Genomic DNA, 23,326 nt, shown 5'->3' with positions numbered 1-23,326 from the left:
GATGACTTTTTCTTTTTATTTAGTCTAAATAACTTCTTAGAAAGTTCTAACTGGTGTAATCAGTTGGACAAAATCAATTTCGTCCTTATCTGGGTTAACAGTAAACGGACGTAATGGTTGGGTGAAGTCCATTACTACTGCATCAGTAACAGATGCACGCAAAGCGTCACGTAAATAGTCTGGGTTGAAGGAGATCTTTAAGTTATTACCTTCAAGCTTTTTGAAGCTAACATCTTCTTCAACGTTACCAATTTCAGCGGATTCACCTGACAATTTGGCAGTTTGGTTTTCGGTATCTAGGGTCAAATCAACCACGTTATTCCGACCAGCATGTGTCAGCAAACTTGCTCGATCAAGCGCACTGGATAATTCAGCCAAATCAAATTCAACTGTTGTTGTACTCTCGGTTGGAATTAAGCGTTCAGTGTCAGGATAGCTGCCCTCAAGTAAGCGTGAATAGAATAAAATGTTGCCAATTTCAAACAGTACTTGATTTTCACCAGGACAAACTTTAATTTCTGGATCTGTTTCGCCAATAATACGAGCTAGTTCTAGCAAACTTTTTCCTGGAATAATCAAATCTGTCTTAACTTGCGGACCGTTTTCCAAAGTTAAGGCACGACTCGAGAGACGGTGCGAATCAGTTGCAACAGCATGAATTTTATCAGAACTAAAGTTGAAATGAACTCCAGTTAAGACGAGACGACTTTCTTGAGTAGCAACAGCAAACTGAGTTTCATTAATAATTTCGCGGAATGTTTTTCCAGAAATGACAAAAGAGGACTCGTCAGCAATTTCCGGTAATCTTGGATAGTTGTTTGCATCAAGACCGTTAATTATGAATTCACTATTTTCAGAAATAATTTGAGTTTGGAAACTTTCTTTTACTTCTAAAGAAAATTCCTTACCAGGTAAGCGTCTAATAATTTCGCTGAAGAAACGGGCAGGTAAAACCACTGATCCAGTAGTTTCAACTGTTAAATCTTCACTAACAGGAATATGAATTTCAATTGAAATATCAGTATCGCTACCAGTTAGGATTAATTCATCTTCAGTTAGGTTAAGTTTAATTCCGCTTAATATTGGAATTGTTGCACGTGAAGAAATAGCATGCATTACATTGTTTAGATTGTCGACAAAGAGATTGCGGTTTACGGTAAATTTCATTTGTTACCTCCTGAGTTCGTGTCTGTTTTATTTATATTAATTATATATTTAATTAAGTAGTATTAGTAGGTCCTGTGTTTTCTGTTGAAAAACATTAACAGCCCTAAAATAACGTAATCGTGACGGTTAAGAAAATGTGTACAAAAGCAAAAGTTTTCCACATTTCACTATTGAATTAGTGGTCAAGCATTTGCTTCAAATCGAACACTGCAGTCTTAATATCAGAATCAGTTTTAATTTCGCGACTAATCTTTTCGCAGGCATGCATCACAGTCGTATGATCTTTGCCACCAAATTCTTGACCTATTTTAGGTAGACTTGAATCGGTTAGCTCTCGCGAAAGGTACATTGCGATTTGGCGCGGTACCACTATTTGGCGGACCCGCTTTTTGCCTTTCAACTCATAAGTTGAGGTTTGGAAATAATTGGCAACAACTTCCTGAATTTTAGAAATTTGCAATCCCTGATTCTTTTGAACTAACTTCAAATCGGCTAAAGCTTCTCGTGCTAAGTTTACATTGATGTCTTCATGTTCAATCGTTGCGTGTGCCTGGACTTTAACTAGAGCTCCTTCGAGTTCTCTAATGTTGGTGTCAACCTGAGAGGCAATATAGTCAAGTGTACTGTCATCGATTGTCAGATTTTCGGCTTCAGCTTTTTTGCGTAAAATTGCAATTCGCGTCTCCAGATCAGGTGGCGTAATTTCAACTTGTAAGCCCCAAGTAAACCGTGAAACCAGCCTTTCTGATAAATCAGGAATTTCGGTTGGTAACCGGTCACTAGTCATGACAATTTGCTTTTGATCATTATATAAGGTTTCAAATGTATGGAAGAATTCTTCCTGAATACCTTCTTTTTTAGCAAAAAACTGAATATCATCAACTAGCAATAAGTCGCAGGTTCGATATTTCTCACGAAATTGATCTTGCGTCTTATTTTTGATTGAATTAATGAAATCGTTGACGAAGGTTTCACTTTGAATATAAACGACTTTCGCATTTGGTCGCTCAGCTAACATTTGATGACCAATCGCTTGCATCAAGTGCGTTTTACCAAGACCAACGCCACCAAAGATAAATAGAGGATTGTAAAAACTACCTGGACTATCGGCAACTGCTAAGGCAGCACCGGCAGCCAACTTGTTTCCTTCACCTTGAACAAAATTATCAAAAGTATATTTGTCGTTTAGCTTAAGGTTACGGACAAATGTATTATCGCTTGAGGGTTGAATTCTATCTTGCGTAATTTGTGCTTGAGGCTTAGGGTTTACTATCCGTTCGCTACTAGTGTCGCCTTCAATTTGAAAAACGGGAATTACCTCAATATTAGCGTACCCGTACGCAGATTGAATTAACTCTGATGCTAGATTTTTTTCCCAATAACCCTTGGTTACCGGATTTTGGACGGCAATTTTTAATTCATGAGTATTTTTGTCATAAGAAATAGGCTTAGTATTTTTAAACCAAGCATTGTATGCGACCTCGTTAAAGCGTGCACGCATTTCTTTATTAAAATGTTGCCAAAATTTATTGATGTCAAACAAAATAAGTCCCCCTGATAACGTTAAGCAAAACCTATTTTACCATCTAATAAAAATGTTTTCCACAAGTGAATAATAATAATCCAAAAGTCACAAGCTGTGGATTATTTTTTAATTAAAATACACAAATTTTAGATGATGGATGCCAAAATTTTAGTAATATACAACAAATTATGTGGATATTTTTTATTGTAGTAGCAGATAATCAAGCGATTTTAGTGGCGAAATATCCACATGCTGTGAATAAGTTTTTAAACAGGTTGGGGACTGTGCATAAAGCTGTGCAAAGTTCTGTGATTGTCTTTCTGTGGATAAAAAATACAACAAAATTTTAAACAGGTAAAGTTCGTGTTATGAGAAAACTTTACCTCTGAGCAGTGAAACATTTTTGCTTTTGTAATGACATATTATTTGCAGAAAAAAGTGCGTATAAAAAGAGCATCCCAAATGAGAGTGAAATTGACTTAGGATGCTGCAAAAATATAATTTTGGAATTTGGCTGATTGCTGATTAATCATTATTAGGTTTCTTTGACTTAAATGCAATTATTGAGCGAATGGTTTTAAGCGCGGAGCATTAAATATTTCTAGTCATTTTATCTTTGTCTTGGTATGCTGTTTCTTAAGTAAGTCGACCTATATAAAAGGAGGATTTTTTTATGAACGATAAAGATTATTTAAAAATGGCATTACAAGATGATGGTAACTTGAAGATTATTCTAAAAGGATATGTAGAAACAGCTGATACTGAAAAAGTGGGAGTGGTCGGCGTGGTTTATATTACTGATGATCCTAAAAAAGCTAAGCAAAAGTATTATGAACTTAATGCCACTAATGATGATGAAGCCTATTACATGGTATATAGTTGCCCATTGGATACTTTTCTACCGTCTCTTGGACACTACCCATCACTTGAAATTTCAAAAGAAGATTTAGTGTAAATTTTCCTAAGGTAAGTTAGGTTTAGAACAACTAATAAAGGATAGAAGCAAATAATTTAAGTTTTTAGATATTTTTACTTTAATCATGGTATTCTAGTATTTGAATTTTGTAATTAACACATATTGGAGTCTAGTTTATAGAAGAGATACCAGATAAGGTTTAGGAAATGATTTAATCACGAAGCATCCATATTGTTCTTTCTATCCTTTTTATCTTGTTTGCGGCAATAATTTGGTTTCGAAAGACTGATGGATCAGGACTTGCTTTGGGCAGCTTTAGCATGTTTCTTTGCATTTGTGTTAATTATCGAGATGATTATTTTTGCTATAGCGCGTAAATCAAGAAAATAAGATTTTTAATCTGAATAAATAAAATACTTGAGCTATTTATAAGAGATTTGTCGCTATCAGCTTAAACTAAGTAGCAAATTATCCCTAAATTGGTAATTTACGACATCTTTTTTAGTTTTTCCTTGGTTTTTTACTTTAATCATGGTATTCTAGATACTAAATTGTGCAGTTAGCATATTAAAAATGGAGGTGTAGTTTAATGACAACTAAAAGAACTTACCAACCTAAAAAGCGTCACCGTTCACGCGTTCATGGCTTTATGAAGCGTATGAGCACATCAAACGGCCGTAAGGTTTTGGCTAGACGCCGTGCAAAGGGTAGAAAAGTCTTATCTGCTTAAACCACTGAAATCCCAGTGGTTTTTTTAATATCAAAGAGTGGAATGAAGCGTTTTGAGAAAGTCTTATCGAGTTAAAACAGAAAATGATTTTCAACGAGTTTTTAAATCTGGTAATTCAGTAGCAAATCGGGCCTTTGTTATCTATAAAATAGAGAAGCCAGAAAATGCTCACTTTCGGGTAGGCATTTCTGTCGGTAAAAAGGTCGGTCATACGGCTGTAGTCCGGAATCGACTCAAGCGCTATATTCGCGCCGTGCTTACTGAAAACAAAGCAAGAATTGAACCGCAAATCGATTTTTTAGTGATTGCGCGCCCGTATGTCCGTGATTTTAGTATGACTGAAATTCGGAAGAACCTGCTTCATGCACTCATTTTGGCTAATATCATAGAAGAGATACCAGATAAAGTTGAGGAAGATTAGAGTGAAAGACATTTTAACTAAAAAGAATGTCAAGCGAATACTTATTGTACTTACAGTAATGATGGTCGCTGTCGTCTTAACAGGCTGTGCGACAAGTAACAAGCCTGCACCTATTTCGCATACTAGCGGCAACTGGTGGAATCGTTGGGTTATTTACTACATGTCAACGTTTTTACTATGGCTTGCTAAGATTATTGGCAATAATTATGGTTGGGCAATTATTATCTTTACCATTATTGTACGTATAATTGTGTACCCACTAAGTGCTATTTCAATTAAGAGTACAACTAAGATGCAAGGTATTCAGCCAGAAATTGATGCATTGCGCAAAAAATATCCTGGTAACGATACTGAATCGAGAACTTTGCTTTCACAAGAAACCAACAAGCTTTATAAAGAAGCAGGAATTAATCCTTATGCTGGTTGCTTGCCACTACTAATTCAAATGCCGGTTATGCTTGCATTGTATGGAGCGATTGCGCAAACGCCACAATTGATGACTGGTCACTTTATGTGGATGGACTTAGGTAAACCGGATCAATATTTTATTATGCCGATTTTATCGATGGTTCTAACTTTTTTGTCGACATATATCAGTCAATTATCAACTCCGAAGGAGTCACAAAACTTCTCGTCGAAGATTATGACTTATGGTATGGCAATTATGGTTGGTGTGATGGGAATCTACTTCCAATCAGCAATTGTTTTATACTGGGTAGTTTCTAACCTCTTCCAAGTAGTACAAACGTTTATTTTACAAAACCCAATTAAATATCGTCGTGAGCAGGAAGCAAAAGCTGAAGCTGAACGCGAGCGTAAGCGTAAACTGCGTAAGACATATAAACGGTTAAAGCGTAATAAAAAGTAAATATTCAATCTAAAGTGATTTAGATAAAGTAGTCAAAGTGCTTTATACATCATGGTTTATTCATGGTGTTATAATGCGCTTTTTTTATTGAAAAGGGGAAAATATCATGGCGCAAACTTTAACAGAATTTGATACGATTGCAGCGATTTCAACTCCAATTGGTGAGGGTGGAATTTCGATTGTTAGAATGTCTGGTGAAGATGCAGTTAAAATTGCCAATCAAGTATTTAAGGGCGGCAATTTGACTAAAGCGGCAAGTCATACCATTCATTATGGACACATCATTGATCCCGCAAATAAAGAAGTTATTGATGAAGTAATGGTTTCAGTTATGCTCGCACCTAAAACTTTTACACGTGAAAACATAGTTGAGATCAACTGTCATGGTGGTATTGTCGTTACCAATCGGATTTTGCAGTTACTATTAAAAACTGGTGCACGAATGGCTGATCCTGGTGAATTTACCAAGCGTGCATTTGTTAATGGGCGAATTGATTTAACCCAAGCTGAAAGTGTCATGGATGTTGTCAGAGCTAAGACAGACCGAGCACGCCAAGTTGCGGAAAAACAGCTTGAAGGTGGATTGTTAGAAAAAATCCAGGGGATGCGCCAAGAAATTTTAAACGTCTTAGCAAACGTTGAGGTTAACATTGATTACCCTGAATATGATGCCGATACTGTAACGGCTAAGCAAATGATTGCAACGTCAAAGACTGTCATATCAGAAATAGATGACCTGCTTAAAACTGCTGCAGAAGGAACGGCGTTACGTAACGGCTTAGCGACTGCAATTATTGGTCAGCCTAATGTCGGTAAGTCTTCTTTGCTCAATTATCTAACTAAGAGCGATACAGCTATTGTAACGGATGTGGCGGGAACGACTCGTGATACTCTAGAAGAATATGTTTCAGTGGAAGGAGTGCCGCTGAAATTGATCGATACAGCTGGTATTCGTGATACCGATAATAAAGTTGAAAAAATTGGTGTTGAACGTTCAAGAAAAGCACTAGCTAAGGCAGATTTGGTATTACTATTATTCGATTCAAGTAAGCCTCTAACTGCTGAAGATCATGCTTTGATTGATGCAACTAATGATAAGAAGCGAATTGTCCTTTTGAATAAAACCGATTTAGGCCAAAAGGTAACGGTAGAAGAAATTAAGCAATTGACTGGTAGTAAAGTAATTGCGATTTCAGTTCTACAGCAAAAGAATCTGGATCAATTGAAGCAAGCAATTAAAGAGCTCTTTTTCAATGGAATTGAAAATTCAAATGACCAAGTATTGGTTACTAATCAGCGTCAGTCAGGATTACTGGAAAAAGCCAAAACGCAACTCAATGAAGTAATTAAGGCACTAGAAATTGATGTTCCAATTGATATTGCACAAATAGATTTTAATGGTGCTTGGGATACTTTAGGTGAAATTACTGGAGAGAGCAGCCCTGATGAGCTGGTAAACCAGTTATTTAGTCAATTTTGTTTAGGAAAATAGGTGTAAAAATGATTAAAAGCTATGATTCGAATGCTTACGATGTAATTGTTGTTGGTGCAGGTCATGCCGGCTGTGAAGCTGCATTGGCAAGCGCTAGAATGGGCCAAAAAACATTACTATTAACAATCAGCTTAGATATGGTGGCTTTTATGCCATGTAATCCATCTGTTGGTGGTCCTGCAAAAGGAACCGTTGTGCGTGAAATTGACGCACTTGGCGGCCAAATGGGTAAAAATATCGATGCTACTTATATTCAGATGAGAATGCTAAATACCGGTAAGGGGCCTGCAGTTCAGGCGTTACGTGCGCAAGCTGACAAGTGGCAATATCATGAACAGATGAAGCGTGTAATTGAAAAAACACCTAATTTAACCTTGCGTCAGGCAACAGTTGATGAGTTATTGGTTGAAGATGGTGTCTGCCAAGGGGTAGTAACCAATACCGGTGCTAGATATCATGCCAAAAGTGTGGTTCTAACAACTGGAACATCAGCACGTGGACGAATTTATATTGGTGAATTAAATTATTCTTCTGGCCCTAACAACACCATTCCAGCGATTAAATTATCTGAAAATTTGGAAAAATTGGGTTTCAAGTTACGCCGTTTTAAGACTGGTACTCCCCCTAGAGTAAATAGTAATACAATTGATTATTCTAAGACCGAAGAAGAGCCGGGAGATCAGGTTCCGCGTCATTTTTCATATGAAAGTAAGGATGAAGATTACCTCAAAGATCAGGTATCCTGCTGGATGACCTATACCAACCGCTACACGCACAAAATTATTAATGATAATCTGACTCGCTCGCCAATGTTTACCGGTGAAATCAAGGGTGTGGGGCCACGTTACTGTCCGTCGATTGAAACCAAAGTGGTTCGCTTTGCTGATAAGCCGCGTCATCAAATCTTTTTAGAGCCAGAAGGAAAGAACACAGAAGAAGTCTATGTTGGTGATTTTTCAACTTCAATGCCAGAAGAAATTCAACTTGAGATGTTACACACTGTAGCTGGACTTGAAGACGCTGAAATGATGCGCCCAGGCTATGCAATTGAATATGATGTAATTGACCCATGGCAACTGAAGCACACACTAGAAACTAAAAATATCAAGAATCTCTTTACAGCTGGACAAATGAACGGTACCTCTGGTTATGAAGAAGCAGCTGGTCAGGGACTTATTGCTGGAATCAATGCTGCTTTACGAGCATCTGGCCAGTCTGGTTTTACCTTAGGCAGGGATGAAGCATATATTGGTGTTTTAATCGATGATTTAGTTACAAAAGGAACTGAGGAACCATACAGACTATTAACTTCTCGAGCTGAATATCGTTTGATTTTGCGTCATGATAACGCTGATTTGCGCCTAACTGATTACGGGTATCAATTAGGATTAATTTCTGAAGAACGATACTCCAAGTTTTTAGCTAAAAAGGAGCAGATTATTCAAGCGGAGCATGCGGTTAAATCAATAACCGTTCATCCAAATGAAGAAGTGCAAAATTATCTTGCAAGTATTGGCGAGGAAAAATTAAAGGCTGGAGTCAAAGCCGATGTCTTTTTACGAAGACCGAAAGTTAAGATTGACGACATTGAAAAATTGACTCATGAGCACATTTCCAATGAGCGCTACGTCAAGGAACAAATTGAAATTAATGTTAAATACGAAGGCTACATTAAAAAGGAACAGCAGCAAATTAACCGATTACACCGGCAAGAAGCTAAGAAGATTCCGGTTGATATTGACTATCAGGCAATCGAAGGTTTAGCGACGGAAGCACGAGAAAAGTTTGAGAAAATTCGACCAGAGACTCTCGCACAAGCTGAGCGAATTTCAGGTGTCAACCCAGCTGATCTTGCCATTTTAAGCGTTTACGTGCAAAACGGTCGCTATTCAAAAATTAAATAGTAATTTTTGTAAAAAAATTCAAAAAACAAAAATATTTTTTCGAAAGAGAATAAATCAAAAAAATTCACAAAAAATGGTCGAATGATCAGATAATCACAAATTTAATTATTGCTGTTATCTTAAAACAACAATTTACAGTGACATCTTTGTGAAATTAATATTTTTGCACAGCGCTTACATCTCAATTACCACGTTGGTTTTACTCACTTGAAATTGTGAAATTATATGTTTTAATACAGTATGTAAGTAAATGTATTTAAGGAGATGCACTTTAAAAATGGCAAAAATTAATGGCGCAAATGCTATGCTCCAAGTTTTATTGGACTGGCATATTGATCATATCTATGGTTTCCCAGGTGGTTCATTCGACTCAACTATGAATGCTATCCACGACTTTAAGGGAAAATTAAAGTATATTGAAGTACGGCACGAAGAAGCTGGTGCTTTAGCTGCTGCAGCTGAATATAAATTCACTGGTCAAGCTGGTGTATGTTTTGGTTCAGCCGGCCCTGGTGCCGTTCACTTAATGAATGGTTTATACGACGCTAAGTACGACAAGGTTCCAATGGTAGCTATTATTGCTAACGTTCCTACTAGTCGTCAAGACATGGACTTCTTCCAAGCTTTCGATGAAAAGCCTTGGTTTGATCCCGTTGCAGTTTGGAACCACCAAATTAAACGCGCAGATCAAATTCCATCAATGATGGATGAAGCTCTTCGTCAAGCTTATGCTAAGAAGGGTCCAGCTGTATTAATCCTTCCTAAAGACTTTGGTTGGGAAAAGATTAACGATAACTTCCGTGTAACTTACAATTCATTGCAAGCTATCCCTAACTACGCAGCTCCTAAGAAAGAAGAAATCGACGCAGCTGTTAAGATTCTTGAAGAAGCTAAAAACCCAGTTGTTTACTTCGGTTTAGGTATGAAGGGTCACGGCGACGTTTTAGAGAAGTTCGCTGAAAAATTCAAGACTCCTTTGATGTCTTCAGTTATGGCTAAGGGCGTTGTTGAAGACAGATGCCCAGCATACATGGGTTCAATTGGTCGTGTTGCTCCTAAGCCAAGTGACGACATTCAAACACACGCAGATGCTGTTATTTGGGTAGGTAACGACTCACCATTCTCAGTATTCTTCTTTGATCCAAAGGCTAAGGTTGTTCAAATTGATGTTGACTCAGAAAAATTGGGTAAGCGTCACGCAGTAGATGTTCCAATTTTGGCTGACGGTGCTAAGACTTTGCAAGCTATGATTGATGCTGGTGAAGCTCGCGAAGAATCACCACTTTACAAGGCTGCAATTGCTGACCGTAAGAACTGGGAAGACTGGGAGCACAGCTTTGATGATTCAGACGAAATGCCAGTTCGTCGTGAACCAATCTTTGACATCATCAACAAATATGCTGACGACAATGCACAATTCGCTATTGATGTTGGTAACATCAACATTGACTTCCAACGTTTGGTAAACTTGCACGATGAACAAACTTGGGCAACCTCAGGTTTGTACGCAACTATGGGCTTTGGCTCTCCAGCTGCAATCGCTGCTGCAACTGTTCACCCAGAACGCGAAGTTTGGAACTTAGGCGGTGACGGTGGCTTTGCAATGATGAGTCAAGAATTATTGACTGAAGCTCGTTACAACATGCACATCTTAAATGTTGTCTTCACTAACGACACTTTGGGATACATCGAAGCTGAACAAGAAGATGAATCACACCAACCATTATCTGGTGTTATCTTACCAAACAACGATTGGGCATTAGTTGCTGAAGGTATGAACGTTAAGGGTGTAACTGTACGTACTAAGAAGGAATTCGAAGACGCAGTTAAGGAATTCAAGCAAATGGATGGACCAATGTTAATTGACATTAAGTTCACTCATGACATGCCTTACTCAACTGAATTGAACACACTTGACGATCCTGAATTCGTTAAGAAGTATCAAGCAGAAGCATTGAAGCCATTTAGTTACTTTGCTGACAAGTATGGTTTGGTTGAAGATGCTGCTTCAGGCGCTTCCGAAGCTGAAGAGGAAGAACCTGAACCAGAAGAAGAACCTGATACAACTTCAGGTGCTTCAGCACACTAATATTTAATATTAGAACTCAAAAAAGCGAGACTCTTGAAAGTTTCGCTTTTTTGCTTTCATACAAGTATAATAATAGAGTATGAACTTGAACGATGGAGGAATATATATGCAACAGTTCGGGATTATTGGTTTATCCGTCATGGGTAAAAACCTAGCTTTAAATGTTAGAAATAGTGGCTTCTCCGTTTCAGGCTTTAGTATCGATAAAAAAGAAGTTGATGCTTTTGCAGAATATCAGGATGATAAGCTAAAACCAACTTATTCTTGGGAAGAATTTGTTAATTCACTTGAAAAACCACGCAAAATTTTGATTCAAATTATGGCTGGTAAGCCAGTAGATGAAACATTGCACAAGTTGTTACCTTTGCTTGATAAAGGCGACATTTTACTTGATGGTGGTAATTCAAACTTCCACGATACTAATCGTCGTTTCCATGAAATGGAAGAACACGGGATTCACTTTATTGGCATGGGTGTTTCCGGTGGTGAAGAAGGTGCTTTAAATGGCCCTGCTTTAATGCCTGGCGGCGACGAAGAAGCATACAAGGAAGTTGCACCAATCTTAGAAGCAATCGCTGCTAAGAACGATGATGGTCATCCTTGTGTCAGCTTTATTGGACCTGAGGGTAGTGGACACTATGTCAAAATGGTTCATAACGGTATTGAATATGGAATTATGCAAGAATTCTCTGAAGTTTATGATATCTTGCGTAAGGTTGCCGGAAAAACTAACGATGAAATGTCAGAAATTTTTGCCGATTGGAATCAGGGGCTAGTTCAAGCATACCTGAGTGAAATCACCTCAGAAGTTTTGAAACAAGAAGACGATTTGACTCCAGATCATGTCATTGACCATATCTTGAACGTTGCTTCATACAAGGGTACAGGTAACTGGATGCTTGAAGACGGTGTACACTTGGGTGTGCCAATTAGTGTGATTGCAGAAGCTGTTATCAGTAGATTTATGTCTAAGGCAACAACGCGTGAAGGCAAGGAAATTAAGTGGGAAGGCGAAGTTCCTGAAGACTTAATTGATAATCTTGGAAAAGCTTTGCAGTTGAGTCAAGCCGTTGCCTATGCTCAAGGTTTCCAGCAATTAAAGATGGCAGCTGATGCGTATAATTGGGAGTTGCGTTATCCAGCTATTGCCCAATCTTGGGAAGCTGGCTGTATCATTCGTTCATCTATGCTAAAGGATATTGAAAAAGCTTTTGCCGAAGGTAAGCAACTTGATAATATGTTCCAAGATCCTTACTTTAAAGATTTAATGGAGAAAAATTTACCTGCATTGCGTAAGGTACTTGAATTAGCAACTAAGGCTGGCATTCCTACACCAACTTTAAGTGCGTCCCTTAATTATTTAGAATCCATTTTTAACCCAAGTCTTCCAGCTAACCTGATTCAAGGACAGCGAGATTACTTTGGTGCTCACACTTATTTCAGAAATGATCGTGACGGTGTATATCACACTGAGTGGTATGAAGAAAAATAAGCTGTGTTACATGTGTAACAAAAAAAGACCAGTTAAGTTTCTACTTTAACTGGTTTTTTGCTAGGAAAAATATATAATAATCATCTTTTATAAATTCTAGAATACTGTAAAGAAAAAAGCCACTTCATTATGATGTGGCTTTTTGGCTAGTCTAATTGAGCTACATGTTTGTAATCAAGAAAAAGATGACAAATACTACTAACAGCACGTACATCATCGGTGAGACCTTTTTAGCTTGCTTAGAGGCAATCATGGTGATTGGGTATGCAATCATTCCAAGTGCTAAACCGTCTGAAATGCTGTAGGTAAGTGGCATGCCAATAACTGTTAAAAATGCAGGAAAAGCAATTTCAAACTTATCCCAGTTAATTTTCTTAAGGTTACCAGCCATTAAAACACCTACGATTATTAAGGCGGGTGCAGTAACAGTAGTTGGAATAACTGCCAGTAATGGGCTAAAAATCATTGAGATTAAGAAGAAAATGCCAACAAAAACTGCGGTTAATCCTGTTCGTCCACCCATTGCAATACCGGCACTGGATTCAACTGATGTGCCAAGAGGAGCTGTTCCCAAAACAGCCCCTTCAACCATTGCTAGGGAGTCAGAAACGAAGGCTTTACCAATACGTGGAATTTTGCCATCTTGATCGACCATTCCAGCTTGTTCAGTCATACCGATCAAGGTACCTGCAGTATCAAAGAAAGTAACTAGTAAAAATGTTAGGACGACCATGAACAGCTGAGGTGTATTAATATCTTTTAGATGAAAAACAGCTTGACCAAAGGTTGGGGCAATGCTTGGAGCAGTTGAAATGATTGCTTTAGGCACCTCGACTTGACCAATAAGAATACCAAAGATTGCCGTCACAACCATCCCGATAAAAATTGAACCTGGAACATTCATTGCCATTAAGATGACAGTTAAGGTTAAACCAAAAAGTGTAATCCAGACAGCAGGTGAGTTAAATTTGCCCAAAGTTACTAAGCTGGAATCACTATTAACAATGAGCTTGCCGTTTTGTAAGCCAATGAAAGCAATGAATAAACCAATTCCGGCGGAAATAGCATACTTTAAGTCTTGTGGAATTGCATCGACTACTTTCTCACGTAGTTTTAAAACTGTGATTAAGATGAATAAGACAGATGCAACTAAGACAGCAGCTAATGCAGTTTGCCAGTTGATTTTCATTTCGCCACAAACATTGTAAGCGAAGAACGCAGCACTACCTAGTGTTGGCGCAAGGGCTATAGGGTAGTTAGCCACAAAGCCCATGATGAAGCAACCAATTGCAATTGAAACTGCGGTAACTGTGAAAGCAGCACCTTTATCAATCCCAGCTGCATGTAAAATATTAGGGTTAACAAAAAGGATGTAGGAGAGACTAACAAAAGTGGTTAAAGCAGCAATTAACTCACGTTTGATAGTGGTATGAGCATCGTTTAAATGAAAGACGTTATCTAGTGTCGTCATTTTTTCCTCCAAAAAAATATCTTATAAAAGAACCAATAAAACTAGTTTAGCATAAGCAAACGGGCTTGGAATATTATTTCCTGGGAAATGAAAAAGCAAGCCCTTTCAAGCTCGCTTTTAAAATTACCACATGCCGATAACTTTCATCCATCCTAGTCCGATTACACCATAAACTAAGATGTAGAAAATACCGAAAATAAAACTCATCTTCCACCATTCACTTTGTTTAACATAACCAGTTGAAGAAAGCACCGAAGATGCGGTACTAGAATAATGAGTAGTTGAACCCATGATTGCAGAAAACAGAGCTAAGAATTGTGCAGCCATAACTTTAGGTGCTCCAGCAGCAATTGCTACAGTTAAAAGTGGCAAGAACATTGCAGAGTTATGTGCTGTTGCACTGGCAAATAAGTAGTGGGTGTAGAACAATACAAGGGCTAAGATAATCAAAGTGATTAACCAGTTGCCGCCCTTCATGCTACTTGAAATAGTAGTTGAAAGCCAGCCGATGAAGCCAAACTGAGTTAATTTTTCAGCCATAAAAACCAGAATTGAAAGCCAGATTAGAATGTTCCAGGCACCAGTTTCACCCAAAATATCTTTAGGAGTAAGAACACCTGTAAGCAGAAGCAGCACAACAGAAATGAATGCAATCAAAGTTGCATCTATTCCAAGAGTACTCGAAAGCATCCAAAGTGCTAAGGTAATCACAAAAATAATCGCCATCATTTTTTCAGGTAATGTTGCTTTACCTAATTCCTCAAGTTGCTTATTTGCCCATTCCTTAGCATTAGGAGTTTCCTTTACTTCTGGTGGGTAGATCTTGTAAACAAAATATGGAATTACAAGCAGACAGATTGCAGCAGGCACAAGTGCAGCCATGAACCATTGCATCCAAGTGAGTGTAACGCCTGCTTTACCAGCAAGTGCTACAGCAATTAAGTTAGGTGCACAAGCTGTCATAAACAGAGATGAGGTGATAATGTTAACCTGAAATTCCGTGAAAATTAGATAGGCTCCCATTTTCTTTCTCGAGGGATCATTTGGCTTAGAGTCGTAAGTTTCAGCCAATGATTCAATTAAAGGATAAACCACACCACCAGCTCTGGCGCCATTGGAAGGCGTTGCGGGTGAAACAATTAAATCAATTGCACCGATTGCATAGCCAAGACCTAATGATTTTTGCCCAAACCATTTAATAAAATATAGTGAAATCCTGCGTCCTAAACCAGTTTTTACGATTCCACGTGAAATCATAAATGCCATTACAATTAACCAGGCCGAACTGTTAGCAAAAGCGTTAATAGCACCTTTTTCAATTAATTTACCATTAACTACTTTATCGGCCAATGGTACGAGACCAAGGCAGATTGTTAATGTAAAACCGATTAGTGTAACACCGCTAATTGCAATTGGTAATGTAATACAACCAACAATAGTGGCGATAAAGATTGCGAGCATGTGCCAGGCCTGGACGGTAACCCCAGCAGGTCTGATAGGTGCAGTAAACCAGAAAACTAATCCAAGTAAAACTGGAAAAATAAATTTTTTATAGTCTATTTTTTCTAGTGTCTTCATGACTCCTCTTTTCAAAAAGTTAAAAAAATAAGATGATTGTTTAACACATTCATCTTATCATAATTTATTTTAGAAGTTCAGCACCCATAGGAAAATGATGAATACTACAAAGAGCACCCACATCATAGGAGTAATTTCCTTACCACGTTTTGCTGCAAGCATACAGATTGGGTAAGTAATAAGGCCAAGAGCCAAGCCATCTGAAATTGAGTAGGTAAGTGGCATACCAGTTAAAATCAAGAATGCTGGCACAGCAATTTCCATTTTATCCCAATGAATGTGCGCTGTGTTTTGTGCCATTAGCACCCCAACGATTATTAAAGCAGGTGCCGTAACATGTGTAGTGAACAGGCCAAGCAATGGACTGAAAATCATTGAAATTAAGAAGAAAATAGCAACGAAAACTGCAGTTAAACCTGTACGTCCACCAACAGCAATACCTGCACTTGATTCAACAAACGCGCCAACTGGAGATGTACCCAAGACTGAGCCGACCATCATGGCAGTTGAGTCGGAAGCTAAGGCTTTACCTACGCGAGGCATTTTATTATCTTTCATAAAGCCAGCTTGTTGAGCTAAGCCAATTAAAGTTCCCGCTGTATCAAAGAAAGTAACAAGTAAAAAGGTTAGAACAACAACCCACATTTGCAGAGTATTGATATCTTTAACATGGAAAATTGCTTGACCAAAGGTTGGTGCGATACTAGGTGCAACTGAAATGATTTTGGTTGGTAGAGCAATTTGACCAGTAACAACACCAAAAAGTGCGGCCAAAATCATACCAATGAAAATCGCACCTGGGACATTCAAGATCATTAGAACAACGGTTACTAAAAGTCCAAAGATTGTAATCCAAACAGCCGGATCGTGAAGTGAGCCAAGGCCAACCAATGTAGATTTATTAGCAACAATAAGGCCACCGTCTTGCATTCCTAAGAATGCAATGAAAAGACCGATACCAGATGAAATGGCAAATTTCAAATCAGCTGGGATTGCGTTAATAATCTTTTCACGCAACTTGAACATAGTAATTAAAATAAAAATGATTGAGGCAACGAAAACGGCAGCTAATGCTGTTTCCCATGAAACATGCATACCTACACAAACTGTATAGGCAAAGAAAGCATTGATACCAAGTGCTGGTGCTTCACCAATGGGATAGTTAGCAACAATCCCCATTAAAGCTGTACCTAATGCACTTGCCAGTGCTGTTGCAGTAAAGACAGCACCTTTGTCCATTCCACTGGCACCCAAAACGCTTGGATTAACGAATAGGATGTAAGACATACTAATAAAAGTAGTCAGTCCAGCGAGAAACTCAACTTTAACACTGGTTTTATATTTATCGAGCTGAAAGTAGCTCTTAATAAAATTCATTTAATCTCTCCCACTATAATAATGTTCGTGTTTTATTTACATCTAACGACTATTTTAGTGTAGCATGCTGATATATAAAATCAAATGCGAATTATACAATGAAAAGCCTTACATCTGAGTGGGATTTAAGAATGAATAAGTTCTCTAACAGATTGACCGCAAGATGAAATAGTTTTTAAAATAAACTATCTTAGTAAGCTAATGAGTATAAGAAGGTTGGAGAAAAAATGGCTAAATTGTTGTTTTCAGATATTGATGGAACATTAATAAATACAGATTTAGAAATAACACCTAAAACAAGAGATGCGATTAGACGGCAAATCATTAATGGCAATGTTTTTATCCCAGTTTCTGCAAGAATGCCGCAAGCAGTGATGACTGCGGCTGGCCAGATAACTAAGAACTGTCCAATGATTGCATACAATGGCGCTTTAGTCTTAGATGAAATGGGAAGGCCAATATCTTCGCGCTTCATGAAAGCAGCCGAAGCAGCTGAGATTTGTTCATATATCGAAAAGAAAAATAATCAGACTACTTGGAATGTTTATAGTGGCTATGACTGGCTTTATTTCCCAGGAAATAATGTTGAATTGGTAAAAAAAGAGGAGCAGATTGTTCAAGTTAAAGCGACACCAAGCTCAATTGCTGAAGTTAAAAAACTTAAAGGTGTTCACAAGGTCCTTATTATGGGCAATCCAGAACAACTTGATCAAGAGCAAAAAGATCTGACTGTCGAATATCCAGACGTGGTCTTAGTTAAATCGGCTCCCAATTTATTAGAAATAGTTGTTAATGGTGTATCTAAAGGCGAGGGAATTAAAGAACTGGCAGAAGAATTTAATGTGAAGCTGACTGATTGTTGGGCATTTGGTGACAACTACAATGATGTTTCAATGCTAAAAACAGTTGGGCATCCATTTTTGATGGGTAACGCTCCAGCAGAATTGAAAAAGCAATTTGTAAATGTGACAGCTGATAACAACCATGATGGCATTGCGCAAGTTCTTGAGGAGCTTAGCTAATTACTTTTTAAGAAGTGGGGACTGTGCTTTATCCCCAAACCACTTATGATTAATTCTGTCTAAGGTTCCATTTTTAGCAAGAATATCTAATCCCTGGTTGATTTTTCGCTGTAAAGTTATATCACTTTTGCGCATACCAACGCCAAATTGTTCCTTTGGAAAAGAACTATCAATTTCAGTGAATCGTTCAGGATGCTTTTGACGCGAAATATAGTAATTGGCATAGGAACTATCAATTAACAAGCCATCAATTCGACCTGCGTTTAAGTCGATAAAGGCGTTAGTAAAGGAATCGTAGAGAATTGGATAGTGGTCTTTAATTCGGTTAGCAAGTACCTTTGGATAATCCATGACGTCATTGTAACCTGATGAACCAGATTGGGCGCCTAGTGCTTTATTTTGCATATCTTTAACACTGTTAATATGATTTTTCTTCAGTGCAACTATGACCTGTGTTGTATCCAAATAGGTTTTACTAAAGTTGACTTTTGCCTCTCTAGCAGGAGTTTTACTAAAACCATTCCAAATTACATCAATTGTTCCATTTCTTAATTCAGTTGTATTCATTGACCAATCAATTGTTTGGAAGCTGACCTTGATGCCGTATAATTTGAAAACTGCATTTGCTAAGTCAACGTCATAGCCGACTAGTTTTCCATCTTTTTGTTGAAAATCCATTGGGACAAATGTGTCGTCAACACCGACAACCACGTAGCTGCGATCCTTAATATGAGTCCAATTGTCAACTTTGCTAGCTTGCCTGTTAACCGAAATACCACTACAGGCTGATAAGATAAGAGTAAAAAGGATGGTGGTCAATAGTGCCATTAGACGTTTGCATTTCACTTAATCCACCTTCTTAAAATCTAACGCTTTAACCGTGAAAATCTGATCAGCTACTTGATGAGCAAAATCCATATCGTGTGTAACAATAATTTGTGTCATCTTATTATTGTTTTTGAGTTGTAAAATAATTTCACCGACTTTGGTACGTAATGCAGGATCCAGTGCAGAAGTTGGCTCATCATAGCATAGAATTTGTGGCTTCATTGCTAATGCTCGCGCAATCGCAACTCTTTGCTTTTGCCCACCTGACAGCTGATATGGATACAGTTCTTCTTTGCCCGTTAAGTCTAATTCGTGAAGCAACTGCTTAGCTGTCTGTAGAGCCTGGCTATTATCTTCTTTTAAAACTAATCTAGGTGCGAGTGTGATATTGTCAATGATGGTCAAATTAGGAAACAGTTCGTAACTTTGGAAAACAACACCGGTAATTTGGTTATCTTTACTCGGCTCAGTTGGATCAAATTCTTGATTGTTCCAGAGAAACTGACCAGAATCGACTTTTTCTAAGCCACTAAGGCACCGTAGAAGGGTTGTTTTGCCGGCACCCGAAGGTCCGACTATTGCTAATATTTCTTGATCAGGAATTGTTAAATTCAATTTATTTAAAATTGTTCGAGAGCCAAATTTTTTAGTGATATTTTTTAATTCAAGCATGAATCATTCCCCTTATTATTTCCACTTAGAATAACTGTGTTCGATTTTCTTTAAAATAAATGATGCAATACCGGTCATTAGTAGATAAATAATACCAACTAGAACTAATGGCACAAGCGTAACGTCTCGCGCAGTTGCAACGTTTCCTGCACGTAGGAGTTCACCTAAGCCAATAACATAAACAAGGGAAGTGTCCTTGACTAAGTTGATCACTTCATTGCCAATTGACGGTATAACAATTTTGCTTACTTGGGGGATAATAATATGTCGCAAAGTTTGCCATTTTGTGAGCTGCAGAACGTGTGCACTTTCATATTGGCCGACTGGCACAGACTGAAAACCACCACGGAAAATTTCTGCAAAATAAGCAGTGTAATTTAGAATAAAAGCGAATAAGGCAGCATTGTATCGTTGGAAAATGATGCCAATGATTGGCAGTCCATAAAAAATAAAGATTAGTTGTAGTAACAATGGCGTACCACGCATAATCCAGATATAAAATTTTAAAATAGCACGTATAATTTTAAAATGTGAGATTAAACCCAAACTAACAATGATTCCAAGTGGGATAGAAATGATCAAGGTCCATAAGAATAGAATCAGGGTCATTTTAGCTCCAGAAAGTAGAGAAGGCATGATTGAGATTATATAATTCATCTTATTCTCCTTTAAAGCGTAAATTGAAATAATGAGCAAAAAATTACATTTATGACAGAATAGCACATATTTTTTTAATAATAAAATGGTAATAGTGTAAAAAGTTATTTTAGACTGCTCAGCAAGAAATTTAACAAAATAAAAAGCCGTTTTTTAGACTAAATATCTAAAAACGGCTTTTCACTACAATATGCAAGTTGATTGCTTTACTGATTATGCATCGAGTTCGACCTTGGTTGGCTTATCCCATGATTCAGGTAATTTACCAATCTCTTTTAATTTATCGACAATTTGATTTAAAACAATCTCACGATCATGTTCATTGGTCATAAAATCAAGCTCATCACCATTAATTTCCATTTTAGGTGAATAATCATATTTTTCATACCAAGGCTTATAATAACGTAATAGTCGTTTGTAATAATCTTCAAGCGTTGAATCATAACTAAGCTGTTCGTACGGGCGACCACGCTTTTGAATACGTTTAAGCATCGTCTCGTATGAAACATTGATATGGACGAGCAAATCAGGGTTCTTTTTTGGCATATTTTTGAGCTCATTCATCATATTGTTTAAAAGCTCATAGTAAGTGTCAACTTCTTCTTTAGTTGCACGTCCAATATCGGCATTCATTTGGAAGAAGAGTGCATCTTCATAGATAGAACGATCAAGCACGTTATTATCGTCGGTTAATGCGTCCTTAATGCTGCGAAAACGTGTATTAAGGAAAAACACCTGAAGCAGAAACGCATACTTTTTAGGATCAGCGTAAAAAAGTGGTAAGACTGGATTATCGTCAACACTTTCGTAAAATGGCTTAGTTCCTAAATATTTGGCTAAAATACTGGTTAAACTGGATTTACCGGCTCCAATAGGGCCACTTAAAACAATAACTGTCATCACGTTCCTTCTTATTCTAGACTGCCAATTTCACGCAGCTTGCTATCTATTTGGCTTAAAACTTCCTTTTTAGCGTCTTCATCACCGATAAAGTCATACTTGTCACCGTCGATTACAATCTTAGGTGAGGCATCATACTTTTCGTACCAAGGCTCATAATAGCGAATTAAGCGCGCATAGTAATCTTTTAAACTGGGATCAGTCGAGATTTGCTCATAAGACCGACCACGCTTCTCGATACGTTTTAGCATGGTATCTAGTGACACACGGATATAAATCAAGAGATCAGGTTTTTTACTAGGATTTCCGGGGGTATCTTCCATCATGTTTTCAAGTAAACTGTCGTAAATCTTAAATTCGGTAGGATCAGCGACGTTGCTTTCCGCATTCATTTGGAAAAAGAGGGCATCTTCGTAAATAGAACGGTCAGAAACACTGTTTTTCTCTTTAACTGCTTGATTGATTTGCGCTAACCGGTGGTTAAGTAGATAGATGTTAAGTAAAAAAGTGTACCGTTTCATGTCCTGGTAATATAAAGGAAGAACCGGATTACTATCAACGCCTTCATAAAAGGCTTGAGTTCCTAAATGTTCAGCTAAAATACTGGTTAAACTGGATTTACCGGCTCCAATAGGCCCGCTTAAAACAATAACTTGAATCACGCTCTTTCTTAAATACAATATATAGATTAATATCTAGTTTAATACGAGATATAGTGGTAAACAAGAAGAAATTTAATTTGCATTGGGGCAAAAATGTCAAGTGATTTTGCATAGTGCAGACTAAAAAAATTGCTTATAATTTGATAAAGATATGTAAATATATATTTTCAAGATAAAAAGATTTAAGAAGTGTTACACGTGAAACTAAAGTAAAACAAAAAGTGAAGTGCATAGTTTGAAACACTTCACTTTTTGAATAGGTTGGTTGAGACACGTTACTTAACGCGATCTTCTTTCTTTTCTTCTTTTTTATCTTCAGCCTTGTCCTTTTGATCGTCAATCTTTTCTTTGGCGTCTTGAGTGGCACCGGTTAGACGATCTTGCAAGCTGACAGAGTCCTTTTCATGCTCTTCCTTAGTCTTGATATCAACTACTGTGACGTTAACCTCAACAGTATCCAAGCCGGTCATTTCTTTAACCTTGTCATAAATCTTTTGTCTAATTTCGTCATAAAGTTTAGGAATGTCAGTACCGTATTCTGCAACGATTTCAATATCGACAGCGACTTGTTTTTTACCCACTTCGACGTTAACACCATTAGTTACGTCATCACTGTTAACAATCTTATCAGCTAAGTTAGAGAAGAAGCCGCCATTAACAGTTAATAGTCCTTTAACGTCTGCCAAAGCAATGCCGACAATCTTTTGGATTACTTTAGAGTCATATGTTAAGTCGCCTTTAACTTCTTGTTTTGAGTTGTTGTTATTTTGTACCATAATGATTAAATTCCTTTCATTTAATGTTGTTGTTTACTTACCAAGCTTTTTAGCAGGGGCCAATAATGCCCAGCTAGAAAGCCTAATACTAGTAGCACAATGACAAAAATAGTTTTAAAAAAGCCTAATCCCAAAAAACAAAATGCTAGTAACAAGCCGATTACTGCACCGCATATTTCTGGGAGGTGTTCCTGCAAAATTTTATTCATTTTTGCCTCCTTTATTGAACGCGTGTCTCGGGCTTATCAGAGTTTTGATAGTTAACAAACTTAATTTTGATTTTTGGTTTCTGCTCGATTCCCAAAAGTTGACTAAGATTACCTTTAAGCTCTTCAAGGTATTGCTCAAGAACAGCATTAACGTTGTCGCCATGTCCTAAATTGCCACTAATCCTAATTTTGATCTTATGATTAGTAAGCTTAGAATCAACTTTTGCTTTATTAATAAAAGGTAATTCAGATAAAGAATTCATGACGTAACCGTTAATCGCCTTACTATTAACTCTGACTTGTCCATCGCGCTTATGAATTAAGGTGAAGTAGCGCTGAACTGGCCAGAATAGAATGATTAATAAACTAATGATTAAAGCCAAAAGAACAATGGCACTAGCACCGATTAGATACCATTCGAAAATGGGATTTAATGTACCCATTTTGGGGATGCTAAGCCTTAAATACTTTTGCCAAAAACCGCTAGTTTCCCATAAGAGATAAATTGGCAGAGGCAGTAGTAAAAGCAGAAAAACTACCAGTAACCATTTTTTACTTCGTTTCAATTTA

23 protein-coding genes are annotated in these 23,326 nt (G+C 37.5%); 10 read left to right on the top strand and 13 right to left on the bottom strand.

The features are described 5' to 3' along the window. Nucleotides 1-36: 36 nt before the first annotated feature. Together dnaN and dnaA are read right to left on the bottom strand one after the other, a co-directional pair. Nucleotides 37-1,167, bottom strand: coding sequence for a DNA polymerase III subunit beta (gene dnaN, locus H3T48_RS02205; protein ID WP_198188201.1), 1,131 nt, complete (start codon nucleotides 1,165-1,167; stop codon nucleotides 37-39). Nucleotides 1,168-1,342: 175 nt separating this feature from the next. Beyond that, entirely contained in the window at nucleotides 1,343-2,710 is a 1,368-nt protein-coding gene (gene dnaA / locus H3T48_RS02200; RefSeq protein WP_198188199.1) for a chromosomal replication initiator protein DnaA, read from the bottom strand. Between the two features lie 655 nt (nucleotides 2,711-3,365). Between dnaA and H3T48_RS02195 the strand changes: the two genes are divergently transcribed. The 9 genes from H3T48_RS02195 to gndA all read left to right on the top strand — a co-directional run bounded on the left by H3T48_RS02195 (nucleotide 3,366) and on the right by gndA (nucleotide 12,604). Beyond that, nucleotides 3,366-3,647, top strand: a complete 282-nt coding sequence (locus tag H3T48_RS02195) for a hypothetical protein (protein WP_232349839.1) — start codon at nucleotides 3,366-3,368, stop codon at nucleotides 3,645-3,647. Nucleotides 3,648-3,832: 185 nt separating this feature from the next. Beyond that, nucleotides 3,833-3,985, top strand: coding sequence for a DUF3923 family protein (locus H3T48_RS08940; protein WP_370567514.1), 153 nt, complete (start codon nucleotides 3,833-3,835; stop codon nucleotides 3,983-3,985). Between the two features lie 212 nt (nucleotides 3,986-4,197). Beyond that, on the top strand, nucleotides 4,198-4,338 hold the full coding sequence (gene rpmH / locus H3T48_RS02185; protein WP_003549412.1) for a 50S ribosomal protein L34: 141 nt from the start codon (nucleotides 4,198-4,200) through the stop codon (nucleotides 4,336-4,338). Nucleotides 4,339-4,390: 52 nt separating this feature from the next. Then, complete coding sequence (gene rnpA, locus H3T48_RS02180) at nucleotides 4,391-4,759, top strand: ribonuclease P protein component (RefSeq protein ID WP_046308076.1); 369 nt, start codon at nucleotides 4,391-4,393, stop codon at nucleotides 4,757-4,759. Nucleotide 4,760: 1 nt separating this feature from the next. Next, complete coding sequence (locus H3T48_RS02175; protein ID WP_046308074.1) at nucleotides 4,761-5,627, top strand: membrane protein insertase YidC; 867 nt, start codon at nucleotides 4,761-4,763, stop codon at nucleotides 5,625-5,627. A gap of 106 nt (nucleotides 5,628-5,733) precedes the next feature. Further along, on the top strand, nucleotides 5,734-7,119 hold the full coding sequence (gene mnmE, locus H3T48_RS02170) for a tRNA uridine-5-carboxymethylaminomethyl(34) synthesis GTPase MnmE (protein WP_198188195.1): 1,386 nt from the start codon (nucleotides 5,734-5,736) through the stop codon (nucleotides 7,117-7,119). 8 nt (nucleotides 7,120-7,127) lie between these two features. Beyond that, a complete protein-coding gene (gene mnmG / locus H3T48_RS02165) occupies nucleotides 7,128-9,023 on the top strand; it encodes a tRNA uridine-5-carboxymethylaminomethyl(34) synthesis enzyme MnmG (protein ID WP_198188188.1) in 1,896 nt (631 codons plus the stop codon). A 277-nt stretch (nucleotides 9,024-9,300) separates the two neighbouring features. Then, nucleotides 9,301-11,112, top strand: coding sequence for a pyruvate oxidase (spxB, locus tag H3T48_RS02160; RefSeq protein ID WP_187158200.1), 1,812 nt, complete (start codon nucleotides 9,301-9,303; stop codon nucleotides 11,110-11,112). Between the two features lie 106 nt (nucleotides 11,113-11,218). Continuing rightward, nucleotides 11,219-12,604 (top strand): NADP-dependent phosphogluconate dehydrogenase, encoded by a 1,386-nt coding sequence (gndA, locus tag H3T48_RS02155; protein WP_198188187.1) that lies wholly within the window; start codon nucleotides 11,219-11,221, stop codon nucleotides 12,602-12,604. Between the two features lie 160 nt (nucleotides 12,605-12,764). Here the strand turns inward: gndA and H3T48_RS02150 are convergent, their stop codons facing one another. The 3 genes from H3T48_RS02150 to H3T48_RS02140 form a co-directional block, all read right to left on the bottom strand. Continuing rightward, on the bottom strand, nucleotides 12,765-14,075 hold the full coding sequence (locus H3T48_RS02150) for an NCS2 family permease (protein WP_122036381.1): 1,311 nt from the start codon (nucleotides 14,073-14,075) through the stop codon (nucleotides 12,765-12,767). Nucleotides 14,076-14,198: 123 nt separating this feature from the next. Next, on the bottom strand, nucleotides 14,199-15,653 hold the full coding sequence (locus H3T48_RS02145) for a DASS family sodium-coupled anion symporter (RefSeq protein ID WP_046308060.1): 1,455 nt from the start codon (nucleotides 15,651-15,653) through the stop codon (nucleotides 14,199-14,201). A gap of 69 nt (nucleotides 15,654-15,722) precedes the next feature. Continuing rightward, entirely contained in the window at nucleotides 15,723-17,030 is a 1,308-nt protein-coding gene (locus H3T48_RS02140) for an NCS2 family permease (RefSeq protein ID WP_198188186.1), read from the bottom strand. 227 nt (nucleotides 17,031-17,257) lie between these two features. Here H3T48_RS02140 and H3T48_RS02135 point away from each other — a divergent pair, with 227 nt between their 5' ends. Continuing rightward, the gene (locus tag H3T48_RS02135; RefSeq protein WP_198188185.1) at nucleotides 17,258-18,052 is read left to right on the top strand and encodes a Cof-type HAD-IIB family hydrolase; all 795 of its coding nucleotides are present in this window, start codon (nucleotides 17,258-17,260) and stop codon (nucleotides 18,050-18,052) included. Here the strand turns inward: H3T48_RS02135 and H3T48_RS02130 are convergent, their stop codons facing one another. From H3T48_RS02130 to amaP, 8 genes are all read right to left on the bottom strand, one after another. After that, nucleotides 18,053-18,880, bottom strand: coding sequence for an amino acid ABC transporter substrate-binding protein (locus H3T48_RS02130; protein ID WP_198188322.1), 828 nt, complete (start codon nucleotides 18,878-18,880; stop codon nucleotides 18,053-18,055). It abuts the gene before it with no gap. 18 nt (nucleotides 18,881-18,898) lie between these two features. Continuing rightward, entirely contained in the window at nucleotides 18,899-19,552 is a 654-nt protein-coding gene (locus tag H3T48_RS02125; protein WP_198188184.1) for an amino acid ABC transporter ATP-binding protein, read from the bottom strand. Between the two features lie 15 nt (nucleotides 19,553-19,567). Further along, nucleotides 19,568-20,209 carry an amino acid ABC transporter permease gene (locus H3T48_RS02120; protein WP_187158206.1) on the bottom strand — a complete coding sequence of 214 codons (642 nt, stop codon included), beginning with the start codon at nucleotides 20,207-20,209 and terminating at the stop codon, nucleotides 19,568-19,570. Between the two features lie 213 nt (nucleotides 20,210-20,422). Then, nucleotides 20,423-21,109, bottom strand: a complete 687-nt coding sequence (locus H3T48_RS02115) for a deoxynucleoside kinase (RefSeq protein ID WP_046308050.1) — start codon at nucleotides 21,107-21,109, stop codon at nucleotides 20,423-20,425. A gap of 11 nt (nucleotides 21,110-21,120) precedes the next feature. Further along, entirely contained in the window at nucleotides 21,121-21,771 is a 651-nt protein-coding gene (locus tag H3T48_RS02110; protein WP_046308048.1) for a deoxynucleoside kinase, read from the bottom strand. Between the two features lie 275 nt (nucleotides 21,772-22,046). After that, nucleotides 22,047-22,547: an Asp23/Gls24 family envelope stress response protein gene (locus H3T48_RS02105; protein ID WP_198188182.1), complete on the bottom strand. Its 501-nt coding sequence runs from the start codon at nucleotides 22,545-22,547 to the stop codon at nucleotides 22,047-22,049. Nucleotides 22,548-22,567: 20 nt separating this feature from the next. After that, on the bottom strand, nucleotides 22,568-22,756 hold the full coding sequence (locus tag H3T48_RS02100; protein WP_074426169.1) for a DUF2273 domain-containing protein: 189 nt from the start codon (nucleotides 22,754-22,756) through the stop codon (nucleotides 22,568-22,570). Between the two features lie 11 nt (nucleotides 22,757-22,767). Beyond that, a complete protein-coding gene (gene amaP, locus H3T48_RS02095) occupies nucleotides 22,768-23,322 on the bottom strand; it encodes an alkaline shock response membrane anchor protein AmaP (protein ID WP_198188180.1) in 555 nt (184 codons plus the stop codon). Between the last annotated feature and the right edge of the window lie 4 nt (nucleotides 23,323-23,326).

It is taken from the genome of Lactobacillus sp. M0403 (assembly GCF_016101265.1).
GTDB lineage: Bacteria > Bacillota > Bacilli > Lactobacillales > Lactobacillaceae > Lactobacillus > Lactobacillus apis.
This window is presented reverse-complemented; position numbering and strand designations above follow the sequence as displayed.

Bases quoted from the DNA above. Each gene is read 5' to 3' on its own strand.
- H3T48_RS02115 (WP_046308050.1), bottom strand. From the start codon at position 21,109: ATGACAGTTATTGTTTTAAGTGGCCCTATTGGAGCCGGTAAATCCAGT.
- mnmE (WP_198188195.1), top strand. From the start codon at position 5,734: ATGGCGCAAACTTTAACAGAATTTGATACGATTGCAGCGATTTCAACT.
- H3T48_RS02140 (WP_198188186.1), bottom strand. From the start codon at position 17,030: ATGAATTTTATTAAGAGCTACTTTCAGCTCGATAAATATAAAACCAGT.
- gndA (WP_198188187.1), top strand. From the start codon at position 11,219: ATGCAACAGTTCGGGATTATTGGTTTATCCGTCATGGGTAAAAACCTA.
- H3T48_RS02145 (WP_046308060.1), bottom strand. From the start codon at position 15,653: ATGAAGACACTAGAAAAAATAGACTATAAAAAATTTATTTTTCCAGTT.
- rpmH (WP_003549412.1), top strand. From the start codon at position 4,198: ATGACAACTAAAAGAACTTACCAACCTAAAAAGCGTCACCGTTCACGC.
- dnaN (WP_198188201.1), bottom strand. From the start codon at position 1,167: ATGAAATTTACCGTAAACCGCAATCTCTTTGTCGACAATCTAAACAAT.
- H3T48_RS02150 (WP_122036381.1), bottom strand. From the start codon at position 14,075: ATGACGACACTAGATAACGTCTTTCATTTAAACGATGCTCATACCACT.
- H3T48_RS02120 (WP_187158206.1), bottom strand. From the start codon at position 20,209: ATGAATTATATAATCTCAATCATGCCTTCTCTACTTTCTGGAGCTAAA.
- H3T48_RS02130 (WP_198188322.1), bottom strand. From the start codon at position 18,880: ATGGCACTATTGACCACCATCCTTTTTACTCTTATCTTATCAGCCTGT.
- H3T48_RS02135 (WP_198188185.1), top strand. From the start codon at position 17,258: ATGGCTAAATTGTTGTTTTCAGATATTGATGGAACATTAATAAATACA.
- H3T48_RS02195 (WP_232349839.1), top strand. From the start codon at position 3,366: ATGAACGATAAAGATTATTTAAAAATGGCATTACAAGATGATGGTAAC.
- mnmG (WP_198188188.1), top strand. From the start codon at position 7,128: ATGATTAAAAGCTATGATTCGAATGCTTACGATGTAATTGTTGTTGGT.
- H3T48_RS02105 (WP_198188182.1), bottom strand. From the start codon at position 22,547: ATGGTACAAAATAACAACAACTCAAAACAAGAAGTTAAAGGCGACTTA.
- H3T48_RS02100 (WP_074426169.1), bottom strand. From the start codon at position 22,756: ATGAATAAAATTTTGCAGGAACACCTCCCAGAAATATGCGGTGCAGTA.
- spxB (WP_187158200.1), top strand. From the start codon at position 9,301: ATGGCAAAAATTAATGGCGCAAATGCTATGCTCCAAGTTTTATTGGAC.
- H3T48_RS02125 (WP_198188184.1), bottom strand. From the start codon at position 19,552: ATGCTTGAATTAAAAAATATCACTAAAAAATTTGGCTCTCGAACAATT.